Annotated in this window: 13 protein-coding genes; 10 read left to right on the top strand and 3 right to left on the bottom strand. The window is 48.0% G+C overall.

Translation table 11 applies throughout. The features are described from left to right. Positions 1–66: 66 nt before the first annotated feature. The 8 genes from PMG25_RS21900 (at position 67) to PMG25_RS21865 (ending at position 8,106) form a co-directional block, all read left to right on the top strand. Positions 67–1,014 carry an ABC transporter ATP-binding protein gene (locus tag PMG25_RS21900; protein WP_283769027.1) on the top strand — a complete coding sequence of 316 codons (948 nt, stop codon included), beginning with the start codon at positions 67–69 and terminating at the stop codon, positions 1,012–1,014. 77 nt (positions 1,015–1,091) lie between these two features. Further along, a complete protein-coding gene (locus PMG25_RS21895) occupies positions 1,092–2,291 on the top strand; it encodes a Coenzyme F420 hydrogenase/dehydrogenase, beta subunit C-terminal domain (RefSeq protein WP_283769026.1) in 1,200 nt (399 codons plus the stop codon). A 120-nt stretch (positions 2,292–2,411) separates the two neighbouring features. Then, on the top strand, positions 2,412–4,067 hold the full coding sequence (locus PMG25_RS21890; RefSeq protein WP_283769025.1) for a tetratricopeptide repeat protein: 1,656 nt from the start codon (positions 2,412–2,414) through the stop codon (positions 4,065–4,067). 59 nt (positions 4,068–4,126) lie between these two features. After that, the gene (locus PMG25_RS21885) at positions 4,127–6,193 is read left to right on the top strand and encodes a potassium channel family protein (protein WP_283769024.1); all 2,067 of its coding nucleotides are present in this window, start codon (positions 4,127–4,129) and stop codon (positions 6,191–6,193) included. Positions 6,194–6,294: 101 nt separating this feature from the next. Further along, positions 6,295–6,630, top strand: coding sequence for a photosystem II reaction center protein Psb28 (gene psb28 / locus PMG25_RS21880; protein WP_283769023.1), 336 nt, complete (start codon positions 6,295–6,297; stop codon positions 6,628–6,630). Between the two features lie 55 nt (positions 6,631–6,685). Then, complete coding sequence (locus PMG25_RS21875; protein WP_283769022.1) at positions 6,686–7,150, top strand: DNA phosphorothioation-associated protein 4; 465 nt, start codon at positions 6,686–6,688, stop codon at positions 7,148–7,150. An 88-nt stretch (positions 7,151–7,238) separates the two neighbouring features. Next, complete coding sequence (gene rpmF, locus PMG25_RS21870) at positions 7,239–7,409, top strand: 50S ribosomal protein L32 (RefSeq protein ID WP_271940070.1); 171 nt, start codon at positions 7,239–7,241, stop codon at positions 7,407–7,409. 100 nt (positions 7,410–7,509) lie between these two features. Then, positions 7,510–8,106: a sulfite oxidase-like oxidoreductase gene (locus PMG25_RS21865; protein ID WP_283769021.1), complete on the top strand. Its 597-nt coding sequence runs from the start codon at positions 7,510–7,512 to the stop codon at positions 8,104–8,106. Between the two features lie 23 nt (positions 8,107–8,129). On the opposite strand, the gene PMG25_RS21860 is transcribed toward PMG25_RS21865, so the two are convergent. Next, complete coding sequence (locus PMG25_RS21860) at positions 8,130–9,572, bottom strand: PAS domain-containing sensor histidine kinase (protein WP_283769020.1); 1,443 nt, start codon at positions 9,570–9,572, stop codon at positions 8,130–8,132. 168 nt (positions 9,573–9,740) lie between these two features. On the opposite strand from PMG25_RS21860, the gene PMG25_RS21855 reads away from it, so the two are divergent. Further along, on the top strand, positions 9,741–10,799 hold the full coding sequence (locus PMG25_RS21855; protein ID WP_283769019.1) for an AMIN domain-containing protein: 1,059 nt from the start codon (positions 9,741–9,743) through the stop codon (positions 10,797–10,799). A gap of 204 nt (positions 10,800–11,003) precedes the next feature. Continuing rightward, a complete protein-coding gene (hflX, locus tag PMG25_RS21850) occupies positions 11,004–12,692 on the top strand; it encodes a GTPase HflX (protein ID WP_488199670.1) in 1,689 nt (562 codons plus the stop codon). Between the two features lie 71 nt (positions 12,693–12,763). Here hflX and PMG25_RS21845 read toward each other — a convergent pair whose 3' ends face one another. Both PMG25_RS21845 and ilvB read right to left on the bottom strand, forming a co-directional pair. Next, complete coding sequence (locus PMG25_RS21845) at positions 12,764–13,591, bottom strand: pentapeptide repeat-containing protein (protein WP_283769017.1); 828 nt, start codon at positions 13,589–13,591, stop codon at positions 12,764–12,766. A 114-nt stretch (positions 13,592–13,705) separates the two neighbouring features. Continuing rightward, a complete protein-coding gene (gene ilvB, locus PMG25_RS21840; RefSeq protein ID WP_283769016.1) occupies positions 13,706–15,538 on the bottom strand; it encodes a biosynthetic-type acetolactate synthase large subunit in 1,833 nt (610 codons plus the stop codon). Positions 15,539–15,729: the final 191 nt, after the last annotated feature.

Raw genomic sequence — 15,729 nt, 5'->3', positions numbered from 1 at the left:
GTCAATACACACCCAGCAACTTGCTATACTGACAAAAAACCTCGATTGTGCCTAGTGAAGTGATCTATGACCGAAGACACTGCTTGTGTAATTGAAACTTGGGATTTGAGTAAGGTTTACCGGACGGGGTTTTGGTTAAACCAGAAGATAGAATCGCTCAAATCTTGCTCTGTGAAGGTGTATCCTGGAGAAACCTTTGGCTTACTTGGGCCCAATGGGGCAGGGAAAACCACACTGCTGAAGACCTTACTGGGAATTGTGCGCCCGACTTCTGGACGGGGGGTTTTGTTGGGTCGTCCCTTGGGCGATCGCCACATTAAGCAACGGATTGGCTATTTGCCGGAAAATGCCTATTATTACGATTATCTCACCGGTTGGGAATTTTTGCTCTTTACCGCCGGTTTATTCCAAATTCCTGCCACCGTTTCTCGTACCCGTATCCCCGAACTCTTAGAGCAGGTGGGATTAGATGTCAAAACGGCCAAAACCAAACAACTGCGCCAATATTCCAAGGGGATGAAACAGCGCATTGGCTTTGCCCAAGCCTTAATTAACGATCCAGAAGTGGTCTTTCTTGATGAACCTATGTCCGGCTTAGATCCCATTGGGCGCTATCAGATCCGCGAGATTATATTATCTCTGAAGCAGGCCGGAAAAACCCTGTTCTTTAATTCCCATATCCTCTCGGATGTCGAACAAGTGTGCGATCGCATCGCGATTCTATCCCAAGGGGAGTTAATTTGTTGTGGTTCTTTAGATGAATTATTAGGACAAGTGCAATCTTACCAAGCGCGAGGGAAAGGAGGCACTCTAGAGGTGATTAAGCGCTGGATTCCCCATCTCTCGTTCGATCGCGGCTGTTGGGTGGGTGAAGTCCAAGGGAATCCCTATGATTTTATCGCCAGTTTGCGCTTAATGGATGCTGAACTGCTGGAGTTAAAGTTAGCTCGTCAGTCCTTAGAGGAGTTTTTCCAATCTAAAATTGGAGCGTTACGGGCTGGTAATGGGGAATAAGAGTTGGGGATTACTCATGACTCCTTAACGCGGTATGGTAATAAGAAGTTGTCCTCTTGTGATTCTGTATTGCCCTCATGACTTCTACTGCTCCTAAGCACCATAAAGCCAAAGCCCTGAAACCCGGTAGTGTGCCTCCGGCGAAAGAACTCTGTAGTGAATGTGGGCTGTGCGATACTTACTATATTCACTACGTTAAGGAAGCCTGCGCGTTTATTAATCAACAGATTCCTGGACTGGAAACGGAAAGTCATGGCAGAGCGCGGGATCTGGAGAATGAAAATGAACTCTATTTTGGCGTTCATCAGGAAATGATGGCTGCGCGGAAGGTAGAACCCATCGAGGGGGCGCAATGGACAGGAATTGTGAGTACGATCGCCATTGAAATGTTGACTCAGGGCAAGGTAGAAGGGGTGGTGTGCGTGCAAAACACCCCGGAGGATCGATTTCAACCTATGCCGGTAATTGCCCGCACTCCAGAGGAAATTCTGGCGGCACGGGTGAATAAGCCGACCCTTTCCCCGAATTTGTCGATTTTGGAGCAGGTGGAACAATCGGGGATGAAGCGCTTGTTGGCGATCGGGGTAGGCTGTCAAATTCAAGCCCTGCGAGCGGTTGAGAAGGAATTGGGGTTAGAGAAGCTCTATGTGTTGGGAACGCCTTGTGTGGATAATGTGACTCGCGCGGGGTTGCAAAAGTTCTTGGAAACCACCAGCCGATCGCCGGAAACTGTAGTTCATTATGAGTTTATGCAGGATTTCCGGGTACATTTCAAACATGAGGATGGCTCGACGGAAACCGTGCCCTTTTTCGGACTGAAGACGAATCAACTGAAGGATGTGTTTGCACCGTCGTGTATGACTTGCTTTGACTATGTGAACTCCCTGGCTGATTTGGTCGTCGGCTATATGGGTGCGCCCTTCGGGTGGCAATGGATTGTGGTTCGCAATGATACGGGTAAGGAAATGCTGGATTTGGCCATGGAGCAACTGGAAACTCAGCCGGTGATGTCGAAAGGCGATCGCCGTCAAGCCGTACAACAGAGTATTCCAGCCTACGATCAAGGGGTTACTCTTCCCATGTGGGCAGCCAAATTAATGGGGGTAGTGATCGAAAAAATCGGCCCCAAAGGGTTAGAATACGCCCGCTTTTCCATTGATTCCCACTTTACCCGCAACTATCTGTATACGAAGCGTAACTATCCGGAAAAACTAGAGCAGCACGTGCCAGAGTTTGCGAAGAAAATTGTGGATCAGTATCAGTTACCGGAAGATTAACGGTTTCGGTAACGTGCCAAGAAGATGGGTTTCTAGCGGGTATTTTTATCCTCAGTCTGCTCCAGAAGTTTCACCAGAGCGGCGATCGCCTGAACATTTCCTTCTTAATTGTTAATTAAAATGACGACGGAAGAATTATTAAAACAGGGTTTTGGCTATCACCAACAGGGAGAATATACCCAAGCAGAACGGGTATATGAGCAAATTTTGCGCCAGGAACCAGAGAATACCAATGTGCTGTGTTTATTGGGGATGGTGGCACGGGTACAGGGAAAGTTAGAAGAAGCGATCGCCTGTTACCAAAGGGCGATCGCCCTGAAACCGAACTTTATTGAAGCGCGGTTTAACTTAGGTAATGCCTTAAGTGCCAGCCAACAGACAGAAGAGGCGATCGCCTGTTATCAAACTCTTTTGGAGTTACAACCGAGTCATGCTGGGGCGTATAGCAATCTGGGGTTACTCTACCATCAACAGAATCAGGTGGAAGAAGCGAAACGCGCTTATGAACAGGCGATCGCCATTGACTCCAATCAGGTGGAAAGCTTCTATAATCTCGGTAATCTCTATAAAGCTGAACAAGACTTCGATCGCGCCATTGCCTACTACCAGCAAGCCTTGAATCTCAATCCTAACTTTGCCCAAGCGCTACTTAATTTGGGCAATACCCTACAAGAGCAGGAACAAGTTACCGGAATTAACCTAAACCGTCGTCAGGAGGCGATCGCTTATTACCATCGCGCTCTCCAAGCTAACCCCAACTCTACCGAAGCCTATTGTACTCTCGGCCATGCCCTCATCCAACAAGGACAGATCGCCGAAGCCATCCTTGCCTATCAAAAATGCCTCAAACTCAACGCCGAAGAACCCAAAGCACATACGGGACTTGCTTTTGCGCTGCTGAGTCTCGGTTTTCTCGAACAAGGGTTTAGTGAATATGAATGGCGCTGGAAAACCGAAGAATTCACCGCAGGCAACCTCACCCAACCCTCTTGGAATGGCGAACCCCTAGCCGGTAAAACCCTGATGCTCTATAGCGAACAAGGCTTAGGGGACATGATACAAATGATCCGCTATCTCCCCTGGGTGAAGGAACAGGGAGCCAAAATTATCCTCGAATGTCGTCCACCTCTAAAGCGTCTCTTTGCCACCTTGCCCCATGTTGAGCAAATTGTTACCAGGGAAGAGACCTTACCTACTTTTGATGAACATGCCTCCTTAATGAGTTTGCCTCACCTGAGCAAAACTTCATTACAAACCATTCCAGCCCCGCTTCCGTTTACTTTACCGGATCTTTCTCAAAATTCGATCCTCCCAGAAACGCCAGGTCAACTGAAAGTAGGGTTAGCATGGCAAGGTAACAGGGAACATCCCAATAATTATTTACGAACTTGTTCGTTTTCTGACTTAACACCTCTGTTCAATTGCGAAAATGTACAATTTTATAGTCTTCAGAAAGACCTCTCAGAGGGAGATCGGCTACAACTAGAGCAAACCCCCATCCAGCCGTTCCCCTCAGACTGTGAGGACTTGCTAGACACCGCGCAAATCATCCGGCAACTGGATTTAGTGATTACTGTGGATACGGCGATCGCCCATTTATCCGCAACATTAGGCAAACCCACGTGGATACTGCTACATTTTAGCTGCGATTGGCGGTGGATGCTCGTGCGCGTTGATAGTCCTTGGTATCCTACTGTCCGCTTATTTCGCCAAACCCAACCCGGAGATTGGTCTACCGTCATCTTTCAAGTGCAACACGCACTGGGGGAACTCTGAACAATATTTCAGTGAACCCCTGTTCCTTGTTTCCCAGTTCTTAAGCGAGAAACCAGGTTATGTCAACTCTTTCACCGACTCCCCCAGAAGCCAATGCTCCAGAGTTAAATGGCGATCGCTTTTTGATCTGTGGCTTAGGTCGTCTCGGTCAAGAATGTGTGATTGCTCTGAAGAATTTTGGAGTCGTTGTCAGTGGTATTGAAAAAATCCCTCCTGCTGAATGGGAATTACCGAAAATTCCTGAATTATTAGATACATTAATTGTGGGAGACTGTCGGCAACTGCACATTCTCGAACAAGCTCAAATTCAAACCTGTCGGACAGTTTTAATTGTCACCAGGGATGAAGAAGTAAACGCCCAAACCGCTTTAGCAGTACGGCAACTGAATCCCAGCGTCAGAATTGTCGTGCGTTCTGCGGCCCATAATTTGAATCAACTGTTGAGCGAACAGTTGGGTAATTTTTTTGCGGCTGAACCGACGCAAATGATCGCCAGTGCCTTTGGTTTAGCGGGTTTGGGGGCCCAAACCTTGGGGTTTTTTGAGCTAGAGGGTCAAAATCTGCAAGTGATTGCCCATCGACTAGAAGAGGGTCATCGATGGTGTAACACGCGATCGCTTCAAGACCTCAATACCAGTAAGCGACGGGTGTTGTTTTATTTCCCTAGACCGGGGTTAGCGCCGGTTTTTTATCAGTGGAATCCCAAAAAAATTGTCAAGCCAGGAGATACAGTGGTTTATGTAGAAGTCGTGGAAAAGTTTTCACTGACCGATCATCGACCCGACCCCAAATTTAGGAGGCATGGGTCTGAAGCAGAAAGGCCTCAAACAATCGGCTCAAGATTCAGTTACTTGGTGCAAAAACAACTCTTTAACTTAAATTTTTGGCAGTTGCAAGGGCAAAAATTTAAAACTATTTTTTTGATCAGTGGAGTACGAAAAGTCGCGATAATCAATGGTATTATTGTCGCTTTTTTATTAATCCTAGGAACAGTTTTATTTAGATTTTACTATCCCAACACAACCTGGCTTTATGCCTTTTATGCCACAGGAATTCTTTTACTCGGAGACTATGGAGAATTGTTTGGCGAATTGGAACCCGTCGCTAAAATTCCTCCAGGTTTACAGTTATTTGCCTTTACCCTCACATTGGTGGGTACTGCATTTGTGGGAGTCCTGTATGCTCTGCTCACTGAAGCAATTCTTTCCTCTAAATTTGAATTATTGCGTCGCCGTCCTCCCATTCCTAAAACGGATCATTTAATCTTAGTGGGACTCGATCACCTCGGTCAACAAGTGGCGAGTTTCCTGGAGAATCTAGAACAAGCGATCGTCGCTATTCCCTTTAATCCCCATTTCGATCAAAGTTTATTCCCCCATATTCCCCTAGTTGTCGGAAATTTAACTGAAAGCCTAACCCAAGCCAATGTAATGACCGCTAAAAGTGTGATTATTACCACAGATAACGAAATGTTGAATCTGGAAATTGCTCTTATGGCTCGGCGGTTAAATCCGAACACTCATTTGGTGATTGGCACGTATGGCCAAGGCTTAAGCCGATATTTAAGTCATTTACTCACCAATGTGCAAATTTTGGGAACCTATGAAGTGGCAGCAGAAGCCTTTGCAGGAGCCGCCTTTGGTGAAAATATTATTAGTCTGTTTCGCTATCATCAAACCATTTTAGTCACGGAATATCAAATTGAACCGATTGATACGTTACATGGATTACTGATTAGTGAAGTGGCTTATGGGTATGGGGTGGTGGTGGTTCTTCATCAAACATCAACAGAGACGGCAACCTTGATGCCTTCTGACGATCTGCTGCTGACAGTGGGCGATCGCATTGTGGTATTGTCTGCCATTGAAGGCTTAAAACGGATTGAGCAAGGAACGATCGCTTCCCCGACGTTTCAGGTTCGTATCAATTCTGCCTTGAGCATGGATTCGGCTTTTGATGGCGCTAATGTGATTGCTCGGATTGCTGGATATCGTTTAAGTAGCGCTCGTGAGTTGATGAATCACTTGCCCCACATCTTACCGAAGCGGCTCTATCTACATCAAGCAGAGCGTTTAGTGCGAGAATTAAAGCGATCGCGAGTCAAAGCTGAATTAATCCGACCCTAATCCATCACCAACGCCCAGCCCTATAGTTGCACAAGTTCCCTGGGACTGAGATGATAGTAAAATACCTTCAATCCATTGGAATTACACTAAATCATAAAAATATGGCAGAAATTCAGTTAACCAAAGGAATCACAGAAAAAGATGTTCCAGAAGTGCGTCTGACCCGTTCTAAAGATAAAAGTAGTGGTACAGCAACCTTTATTTTTTCCGATCCCACTGTTTTTAAGGAAGGCAATACCGATGAAGTGACTGGGTTGCACCTGATTGATGAAGAAGGAGAATTGGTCAGTCGGGAAGTGACGGCTAAGTTTATTGATGGTAAACCCACCACGGTAGAAGCCTTCTTGCTGATGCAGGGAGAGGCGGAGTGGGATCGGTTTATGCGCTTTATGGAACGCTACGCTCAAGAAAATGGTTTAGGGTTTCAGAAAGCATAAGACATCCTTGGGGCGAACTTCGTCCCCAATAACTTTCTGAATCAAGGGGAGGAGGATGGCAGGATACCGCATTCGATTAGCAAAAGATAAGGGGGAGTTGGTCAAGCGGTTGGTTGAGTCTGATGAGGATAATGCGCCGTTTGAAACCTATGCGGATGTGGTGATGTTTGCGGCTTCCCTGGGCTATCAGCGCAATCAAGCTATTCCCCTCAATGACACCATTGCCAAGGAGCCTGCTCCCATTGCCTGGGAGATTTTTCGATCGCGAGGATACGATCGCACCATTCGCCTGTTGGCGATCGCCAAAACAGAGGATGTCAGCGTACTTTCCCTGTCCTCCCCAGAGGCGATCGCTCGGCAAATTCAAATTGTCGAAGAATATGCCAACGGGGGGCTACAAATCCTAGAAGATGAATTACGCGGCATTGTTGATATTACCCATCATCTGCCCCTGATGTTGCACAAGCAACGGCATCCCCAAGAGTCACCCTCAGAATTCGATTTACGCCAATTTCTCTAGCCCTGTTTGCCTTGGCCAAAGCTCATTTTTACCTTATAATTGAAAGGTTGTGGAAAAATCACCCTCTGAAGAGGGTCTCTGACATCCTATGGCTGTTCCCAAGAAGAAAACCTCTAAAACCAAACGCAATCAGCGTCGCGCTGTCTGGAAACGCAAGGCAGCACTCGAAGCCCAGAAAGCCATGTCTCTGGGTAAGTCCATCCTTACGGGACGATCCAATTTTGTTTATCCTTCTGATGAGGATGAAGAAGAAGAATAAAGTGCCCATTAACGTCAGGGAAAGGTCTGGGAATGGGTGGCATTAGGTCACCCATTCTTAATTATGATGATAGACAAGACAACTCTTAACGCTTTGTGGTATGGCAATTGGTAAATTTTTTCACAAACCCGATCCAGATGTGAGCGATCGCACTCCACCTGGACAATATTTGAGCAAGGGGTTTCCAGTTCTCACCTATGGGGAAACGCCGGAAGTGACTGCCAAGACCTGGGAATTAAAGGTATGGGGATTGGTCAAAGAAGTAACCTTCACCTTCTCTGACTTGATGGCCTTGCCCCAAAAAGACTTTACGAAAGACTTTCACTGTGTTACTCGCTGGTCAAAGCTGGATGTAAAGTGGCGTGGGATTCGAGTGGTTGACTTCATGCAACAGATCGACCTTGACCCAACAGCTACCCATGTCATGCAACATGCCTATGGAGGATACACCACCAATCTGACTCTGGAGGATTTCTTAAACCAAGATAACTTCTTTGCCCACACCCTCTTTGGTGAACCCTTACCCGCAGACCATGGTGGCCCCGTTCGCCTGGTTGTCCCCCATCTGTATGCTTGGAAAAGTACCAAGTGGATTCATGGGTTAGAATTTCTCGATCATGAAGAGCTAGGGTTTTGGGAGCGCAATGGTTATCATCGTCGCGGGGAACCTTGGGCACAAGAGCGATATAACGGGTAATGGGTAATCGGTTAAACAAACTGTTATTGAACTGCCAGCTCAATAATAAATGTGGTTCCTTCACCCGGTTGAGAGTCACATCTCAACTGTCCGCTATGGCGTTCATTGATAATTTGTTGACTTAGGGATAGTCCCAATCCTGTGCCTTTGCCCAGAGGCTTGGTGGTAAAGTAGGTATTAAACACTTGCTCCTGAATCTCTGGAGTCATACCTGTTCCATTATCAGCAATGCGAACTTCCACCCGATCGCCAGAGGATAAGCTAGTGGTAATCTCAATTTGGGGATTTTCCGTAGCATAACCGCCTTGTTCGAGCTTTTCTTCAATCGCATCAATAGCATTACTTAACAAGTTCATGAAAACTTGATTGAGTTGTCCCCCATATCCCACTACCTGGGGAATTTCACCATACTTTTTATCGATGACAATCTCTGGTTGATTGCCCTTGGCTTTTAAGCGATTATGTAAAATCATTAAGGTGCTATCCAAACCTTCATGGAGATCCACCGGTTGCAGGGTTTGATCGTCAGCACGAGAAAAATGGCGCAAACTGCGAACCAGTTGCTTAATGCGGTTGGCTCCCACTTCCATAGAAGTCAGCACTTGGGGTAAATCTTCGACTAAAAACTCTACATCTAGATCTTCTTCGGCCTCTTTAATTTCAGCCACCGGTTCCGGATAGTGGGTTTGGTAGAGTTCAACTAACTCTAATAAATCTTGAGTATAGGCGATCGCGTGGGTCAAATTCCCACACACGAAACTGACAGGATTATTAATCTCATGGGCGACTCCTGCAACCAACTGACCCAAGGCCGACATTTTTTCCTGCTGCACCAATTGACTTTGGGCCAGTTGTACCTGGTCTAAAGCCTGTTGCAGGGCTTCGGACTGTTGGCGATAAGATGATTCTGACTCTTTGATCGTTAATTCCGCCTGTTTGCGATCGGTGATATCCTGAACCATGCCTTCATAATAGAGAAGGACTCCGGCTGCATCCCGCACTTCCCTGGCAGTTTCCGAAATCCAAATCACTTGGCCATCCAGTCGGCGAATTTGCGATTCAAAACCGCGTACCCGTCCTTGCTTCGTTAATTGTTCAACGAACTCCTGGCGGCGGTCTTTGTCTACATAAAAAGCTGTTACTTGAATTCCCTCACACTTCAGGGCTTCTACACTAGAATAACCATAAATCTCAGCTAGAGCTGGATTCGCACTGATTAACTCCCCTTCTGGGGTACTTTGAAACATGCCCTCCATGGCATTCTCAAACATGGAGCGATAGTTTTCTTCCACTTGTCTCCGCTTGGCGACTTCATCCGCTAACTCTAAGTTAGCTTGGGCCAATTGCTGGGTGCGTTTTACCAGTCTTTTATGAACATTGGGGGTTGAGCAGGAGCTAAGTCCTTCAGAGAAATTCATCCGTCCAATATGGGTTGTGGTGGTCGCGTCGTGTTCGTACAGGTACATAGCATCGTTCCCCCCCTAGGATTACGCAGGTCTATCTATTAGTATCTAAGAATTCATGAAATCTTGATGTGATGATACCATCGTCAACTTGTGATTTTTTTGCTGCAAAGGTGTGATATGAATTACAGACCAATCAAAGAATTTAGAATACAGGCATGGGTATCTAAAATGAAAATGACTGTGAATGGGTTAGGTTGGCTCGGAGCGATCGCCTTATCGTTTTTGGCTTGTCCCTCCCTCGCTGGGGAACTCAGACAATGGCAATATGACCCCCTGAAAACCGAATTAGAGTTAACCCTTGCAGGAGAGATCTCACCTCGGTACTTCGTTTTCGAGAATCCCCTCAGAGTTATTATAGAATTACCCAATACGGAAATTCAAGTACCAATTGAAAAAAATAGTTACTCTGGAGCCGTTCAGCAAATTTCCTTAGAGCGTTCAAACGCCAATCAAACACAGTTAATTTTATACTTATCTCCTGGAGTGAGGTTAGCCCCGGAATCCGTAGCGATCGAATCCTATCCCACATCAGCCGGACTGTACAAAATGGCGATCCGTCCGTTGATGACTCAAGATCCCTCAACATCAGTCCTGAATCTGCCACCAGGGAGGTTTGAACCGCCAGCTAATCAGCCTCTAGTGTCGGTTCCTGACCTGTTTCCCCGTTCCCAACCGCCAGCCACCCAGACAGAAGAACCCACCCCCGGAGCCTCAGCCGCTTCCCTCGTCACCCAACCAGCTTCCGTCGAAACAACACCAGATTTAGTCGGCATGAGGCGGCGATCGCCATCTCCAACCCCTGCCCCTACCTCAGATCTCCCTCCCATCGGCTCTACGGTGATTCCTGTCATTGAATTTGGGCAAGACTTTCCCTCGTCAAATTCACGGAGGAGAATCGCCGAGAATACCAACTCCGTTCTCCCTGGCGGAATACGCCTAAAATTACGATATCCAGGTCAGGAGAGCCTTTATCTCAGTTCCAGTATGCCCCTGCAAGAAGTGTTAATTGTTCATGAAGCCATCACAGATCGCCAGGGGAGTTTACTGATCCCGGTGGGAACTCCCGTAATTGGACAATTTCAAACCCAAGGGCAACAGAGTCGTTTTCAAGCTACAGCCCTGGTTCTCGGATCTGAGGGCGCTTTCCCCATTCAAGGACAATCCGATCGCCTCACCTCCCCCATTGTTGAACCCGGACAGGTGATTGAGGTTCGTTTAGGGAGATAGTGGGGAGGGGAGATGGGGAACATGGGGAGGATGGTAGTGCGAGCATCTTGCTCGCTTTTAACCTCTTAATTGTTAATTGTTTCGGCTGTCGCCGACATGAAAATTGTTAATTGTTAATTGATAGAACTCCATACTACAATTGTGTTATACCTTTTGAGGTAATATCTATTTAATCTTGTGCAACTGCTCAGGGAGAGAGAGCCTATCGATACCATCTACGGCAACATTCAAGGATTGAAGCCGAGTCAACTGAAACAACTGCAACGGCTGTATCATCAACGGCTACCGGGCGATCGCCTAACCACGTCCGAGTTTGCCCAGCGCGTTGCTGCCATCAGCTCAGATATTAATCAACCCGTCTGTAGCTACATTAACCGTCGCGGCCAGGTGATTCGCGTAGGTGTCGGCAGTCCCCACCAAACTCAGATCCCCCCCCTGGAACTGCCCCGCTATGGCATGGAGCGACTGAGCGGGATTCGCTGTATTGCCACACAACTCAAACAGAGTCCTCCCAATAAGTCCACCCTGACAGCTATGGCTTTGCAACGGTTAGATGCTCTGGCGGTGTTAACCCTCAGTGGTGGCGGTTCTTATCGTCGGGGTAAAGGGGCAACGGGATATGTGAAATCCGCCTATCTCGCCCATTTAATTGCCGATCCCGAACTGAATTGGATTCTTTCTCCTCCCGTGACTTTGGAGCAATTGACCGATTCTGATTTTCTAGACTTGGTGGAAGAGCTAGAGAATGAATTTCGCAAAGAAGCGGTTGCTCAAGATGTTGATTCCCAGCAAGACCGGGTGTTATTGGTGGGTCTGCACGTAGATCAACTGAGTCCGGAACGGTTCTCGGAAGGGTTGGAAGAATTAGCCCGACTGGTGGAAACGGCTGGCGGTATGGTCTTGGAGACGATTCAGCAGAAGCGATCGCAGCCCCATCCGCAAACGGTTGTCGGTAAAGGTAAGGTTTCGGACATTGCGTTAACGGCTCAAACCCTAGGCGCGACTTTAGTGGTGTTTGACCGGGATTTATCGCCCGCTCAAATCCGAAATTTGGAAACTCAAATTGGCATTCGGGTTTTAGATCGTACTGAGGTAATTTTGGATATCTTTGCCCAACGGGCCCAGTCCCGTGCCGGGAAGCTTCAGGTCGAATTGGCTCAACTGGAATATATGTTGCCTCGGTTAACGGGGCGCGGTCAAATGATGTCCCGGTTGGGCGGTGGTATTGGAACCAGAGGCCCAGGGGAAACCAAGTTAGAGACTGAGCGACGAGTGATTTCGCGGCGCTTATCGCGGTTGCAACGGGAGGTGAACCAACTGCAAGCCCATCGAGGCCGGTTGCGTCATCAACGGCAACATCGGGAAATTCCGGCGATCGCCATTGTCGGCTATACGAATGCGGGTAAATCCACCTTGCTCAATACCCTGACTAATGCCGAAGTTTATACCGCAGATCAATTATTTGCCACCCTGGATGCCACCACCCGTCGGTTAGTCGTTCCCCATGCAGTGAGCGGAGATCCGCAAACCATTTTGATGACCGATACGGTGGGATTTATCCATGAACTGCCCCCGCCCTTGGTGGATGCATTCCGAGCCACCTTAGAGGAAGTCACCGAAGCCGATGCCCTGTTACATTTAGTCGATCTGTCCCATCCCGCTTGGGAACAACAAGTAGAGTCAGTGACGACCCTATTATCCGATCTGGCGATCGAACCTTGTCCTAGTTTGATGGTGTTTAACAAAATCGATCGCGTCGATGGCGATACCCTGGCTCTGGCTCAAGAGTATTATCCCCAAGCTCTATTTGTCTCCGCCAGTGCGCGTCTTGGTTTAGAAACCCTACGTCACAAGCTGGGTCAACTGGTACATTATGCGGCCCATCAGAGTTAGGCAGGGAGATGGAGAACTGGAGGAATGGCTGTTGTAGTGGGCGCTGATCGCCGTTGCGAGTCTGGGGAGTCTCACAAGAGGAATTGGAGCAACATGGGAGCGAGTTGATTAACGATACTCATAAACCCTCCCCGTCGTTTGCCTCTTTTGCTCTCTTCGATCGCCTTTTCTGTGACTTCAATGAATTCTTGGGAGGTTTGGAAACCTTCTTCATTGCCCTGGGTTTCAAAAATAGTACGGGCTACTGTCCAATCGGCGATCGCCCCACTGCCATCTCCGAGTTGCAAACGACTCACGCCACGGCCCAAATAAGCGGGGGCAAAATTCGGATCGATCTGTAGGGCTAAACTATGCTTTTCCAGCGCCCCTCGATGGTTCCCAGAACGGGCATCCACAAAGGCTAACCGATAATAATCCTCCGGAGTCAGAACCCCACCAGGAAAATCAATCACCCCATTGAGAATAGCCGTATTAATGATGGCTCCTTCAATTTGGGCATTGGCCATATACGCGCCACTCAAATTCGCCCCAGCTAAATTGGCCCCAGTCAGGTCAGCATAGGATAAGTCTGCCCCGATTAAGTTGGCTCCGGCTAAATTGGCTCCAGCTAAATTGGCCCGTCGCAGATCTGCCTTATATAGCAGCGCTCCCGTCAGATCTGCGCCACTTAAAGTGGCTCCACTTAAATCGGCATTATCCAAATTGGCAAAACTTAAGTCCGCTTCGGTTAAGTCGGCATTTTCTAACTGAGCCATACTTAACCCTGACTCGCTCAGGTTACACATCGGACATTGTTTAGAAGAGAGCAGTTGTCTGAGATGCTCTAAATCTTCTGCGACCACAGGGGTGGCGAAGGTGAAACCGAGAAAAATCAGTGCGGTGGAGATTGCTTTATTCATAACCCAAGTGCCATAGCGATCTGTTCTATCTTAAGGGCAGATGGGGAGAATGGGGGAATGGGGGAATGGGCGATCGCCCATTACTCATTACCCATTACCCATTCCCGTTACCCATTAGAGTTTTGCGCCACATTCAGGACAAAACTTGTTACTGGTAACGTTTTTGGCTCCACAACTCGCACAATAGAGCAACTCTAGAGACTGCTCTTTGTTCACCGTGGGCAAGCCAATCATTTGGGCATTGCTCTTGCCGGGGGCCACCATGGGATAACAGTTTTCGTTACGGGTGACATGAGCATCAAGGATCACAGGGCCATCATGGGAGAGCATTTCGGCGATCGCCCCTTCGAGCTGATCTCGACTGTCGATTTTCATGCCTTTAATGCCATAAGCATCTGCCAATTTGACAAAATCAGGCATTCCCATTTCCATGTTGGAAGCCGAATAGCGTTCGCCGTAGAAGGTTTCTTGCCACTGGCGTACCATACCTTGCCAACCATTATTGATGATCACCACTTTCACATTAATGCCATATTGGGCGATCGTTCCCAGTTCCTGGATATTCATCTGGATACTGGCATCTCCAGCGATACAAATCACCTGTTCATCGGCCAAAGCCACCTTAACACCCATGGCTGCGGGGACACCAAAACCCATGGTTCCTAATCCACCACTAGAAATCCATTGACGAGGCCCATTTTCCAGGAATTGCGCTCCCCACATTTGGTGCTGACCCACATCAGTGGTATAGAAAGCGTTGGGGGCTTGTTGGCCAACGGAGTAGATGACCTCTTGAGGAGAGAGCTGACCTTCTGGGCGAGGAATGACTAAGGGATAGTCGGTGCGCCAGCGATTGATCCGCTCTAACCAGAGGGTGGTTTTCGTCGGTTGACCGGACAGGCCCATTTGATGGCAACGAGCGAGTAAATCGATCAACACTTGGCGCACATCACCGACGATGGGCACATCGGGGGTGCGGTTTTTGCCCACTTCTGCCGGATCAATATCGATATGGATGACTTGAGCGCGGGAGGCAAACTCATCCAGTTTTCCGGTTACCCGGTCATCAAAGCGGGCCCCAACGGCGATCAGCAGGTCACATTCACTGACAGCAAAGTTGGCATAGGCTGTACCATGCATTCCCAACATGCCGACGGATAAGGGGTGTTTTTCATCAAATGCCCCTTTGGCCATGAAGGTGGTTGTTAGAGGAATTTGGAACAGTTCGGCCAATTCTTTGAGTTCTGCATGGGCCCCAGAGGCGATCGCGCCCCCCCCAACATAGAGTAGGGGCCGTTCAGCGTTTTGCATTAAGGCGATCGCCTGATTAATTTGCCGAGGATTGCCCTTAATGGTGGGCCGATAGCCTGGTAATTTAATCGTTCCCGGTTCTACCGGCACATAGTCACACTCTTCTATACCCACATCCTTGGGCACATCAATCAGAACCGGCCCCGGCCGTCCGGTACTAGCAATATGGAAGGCTTCGGCCACGATTCGAGCCATATCTTGGGCCCGACGTACCACATAGGAATGTTTAACCACAGGCAGGGTGATGCCGTAAATATCAGTTTCTTGGAACGCATCTGTACCAATGGCTGCCCTAGTCACCTGTCCAGTAATGACGACCATGGGAATCGAGTCCATTTGAGCCGTAGCGATACCCGTGACCAAGTTCGTCGCTCCAGGGCCAGACGTGCCAAAACACACGCCCACTTTACCCGTTGCACGAGCATAAGCATCTGCCGCATGGGAAGCCCCTTGTTCGTGTCTCACCAAGAAATGTTGGATTTCTCCATTGGCTTCACAGCGATACAATTCATCATAAATCGGTAGAATGGCTCCCCCTGGATAACCAAAAATATGCTTGACTCCGTGCCGTTTTAAGCTATCTATCAGAGCATATGCTCCAGTTCTTCGAGTCGCCATTACTGTGGTGGCCTGCATAGGTCGTTCTCCTTTATCTTGCTTGCCTTGTTAATCGTCTTTGAATTGTATCGCTTCTATTTTGAAATAATCCACACAATTTAAGGACTATTTTAGAGTCTTGTTAATTCTTAAAACTTGAGTGCCGCCCAGGGGAATGGGGAATCGGTAATGGAGAGCTGTCCTTTCTAGAAACGAAAGGGTTTAAGTGA

Origin of the sequence: Roseofilum capinflatum BLCC-M114, from assembly GCF_030068505.1 — a bacterium.
Taxonomy (GTDB): domain Bacteria; phylum Cyanobacteriota; class Cyanobacteriia; order Cyanobacteriales; family Desertifilaceae; genus Roseofilum; species Roseofilum capinflatum.
This window is presented reverse-complemented; position numbering and strand designations above follow the sequence as displayed.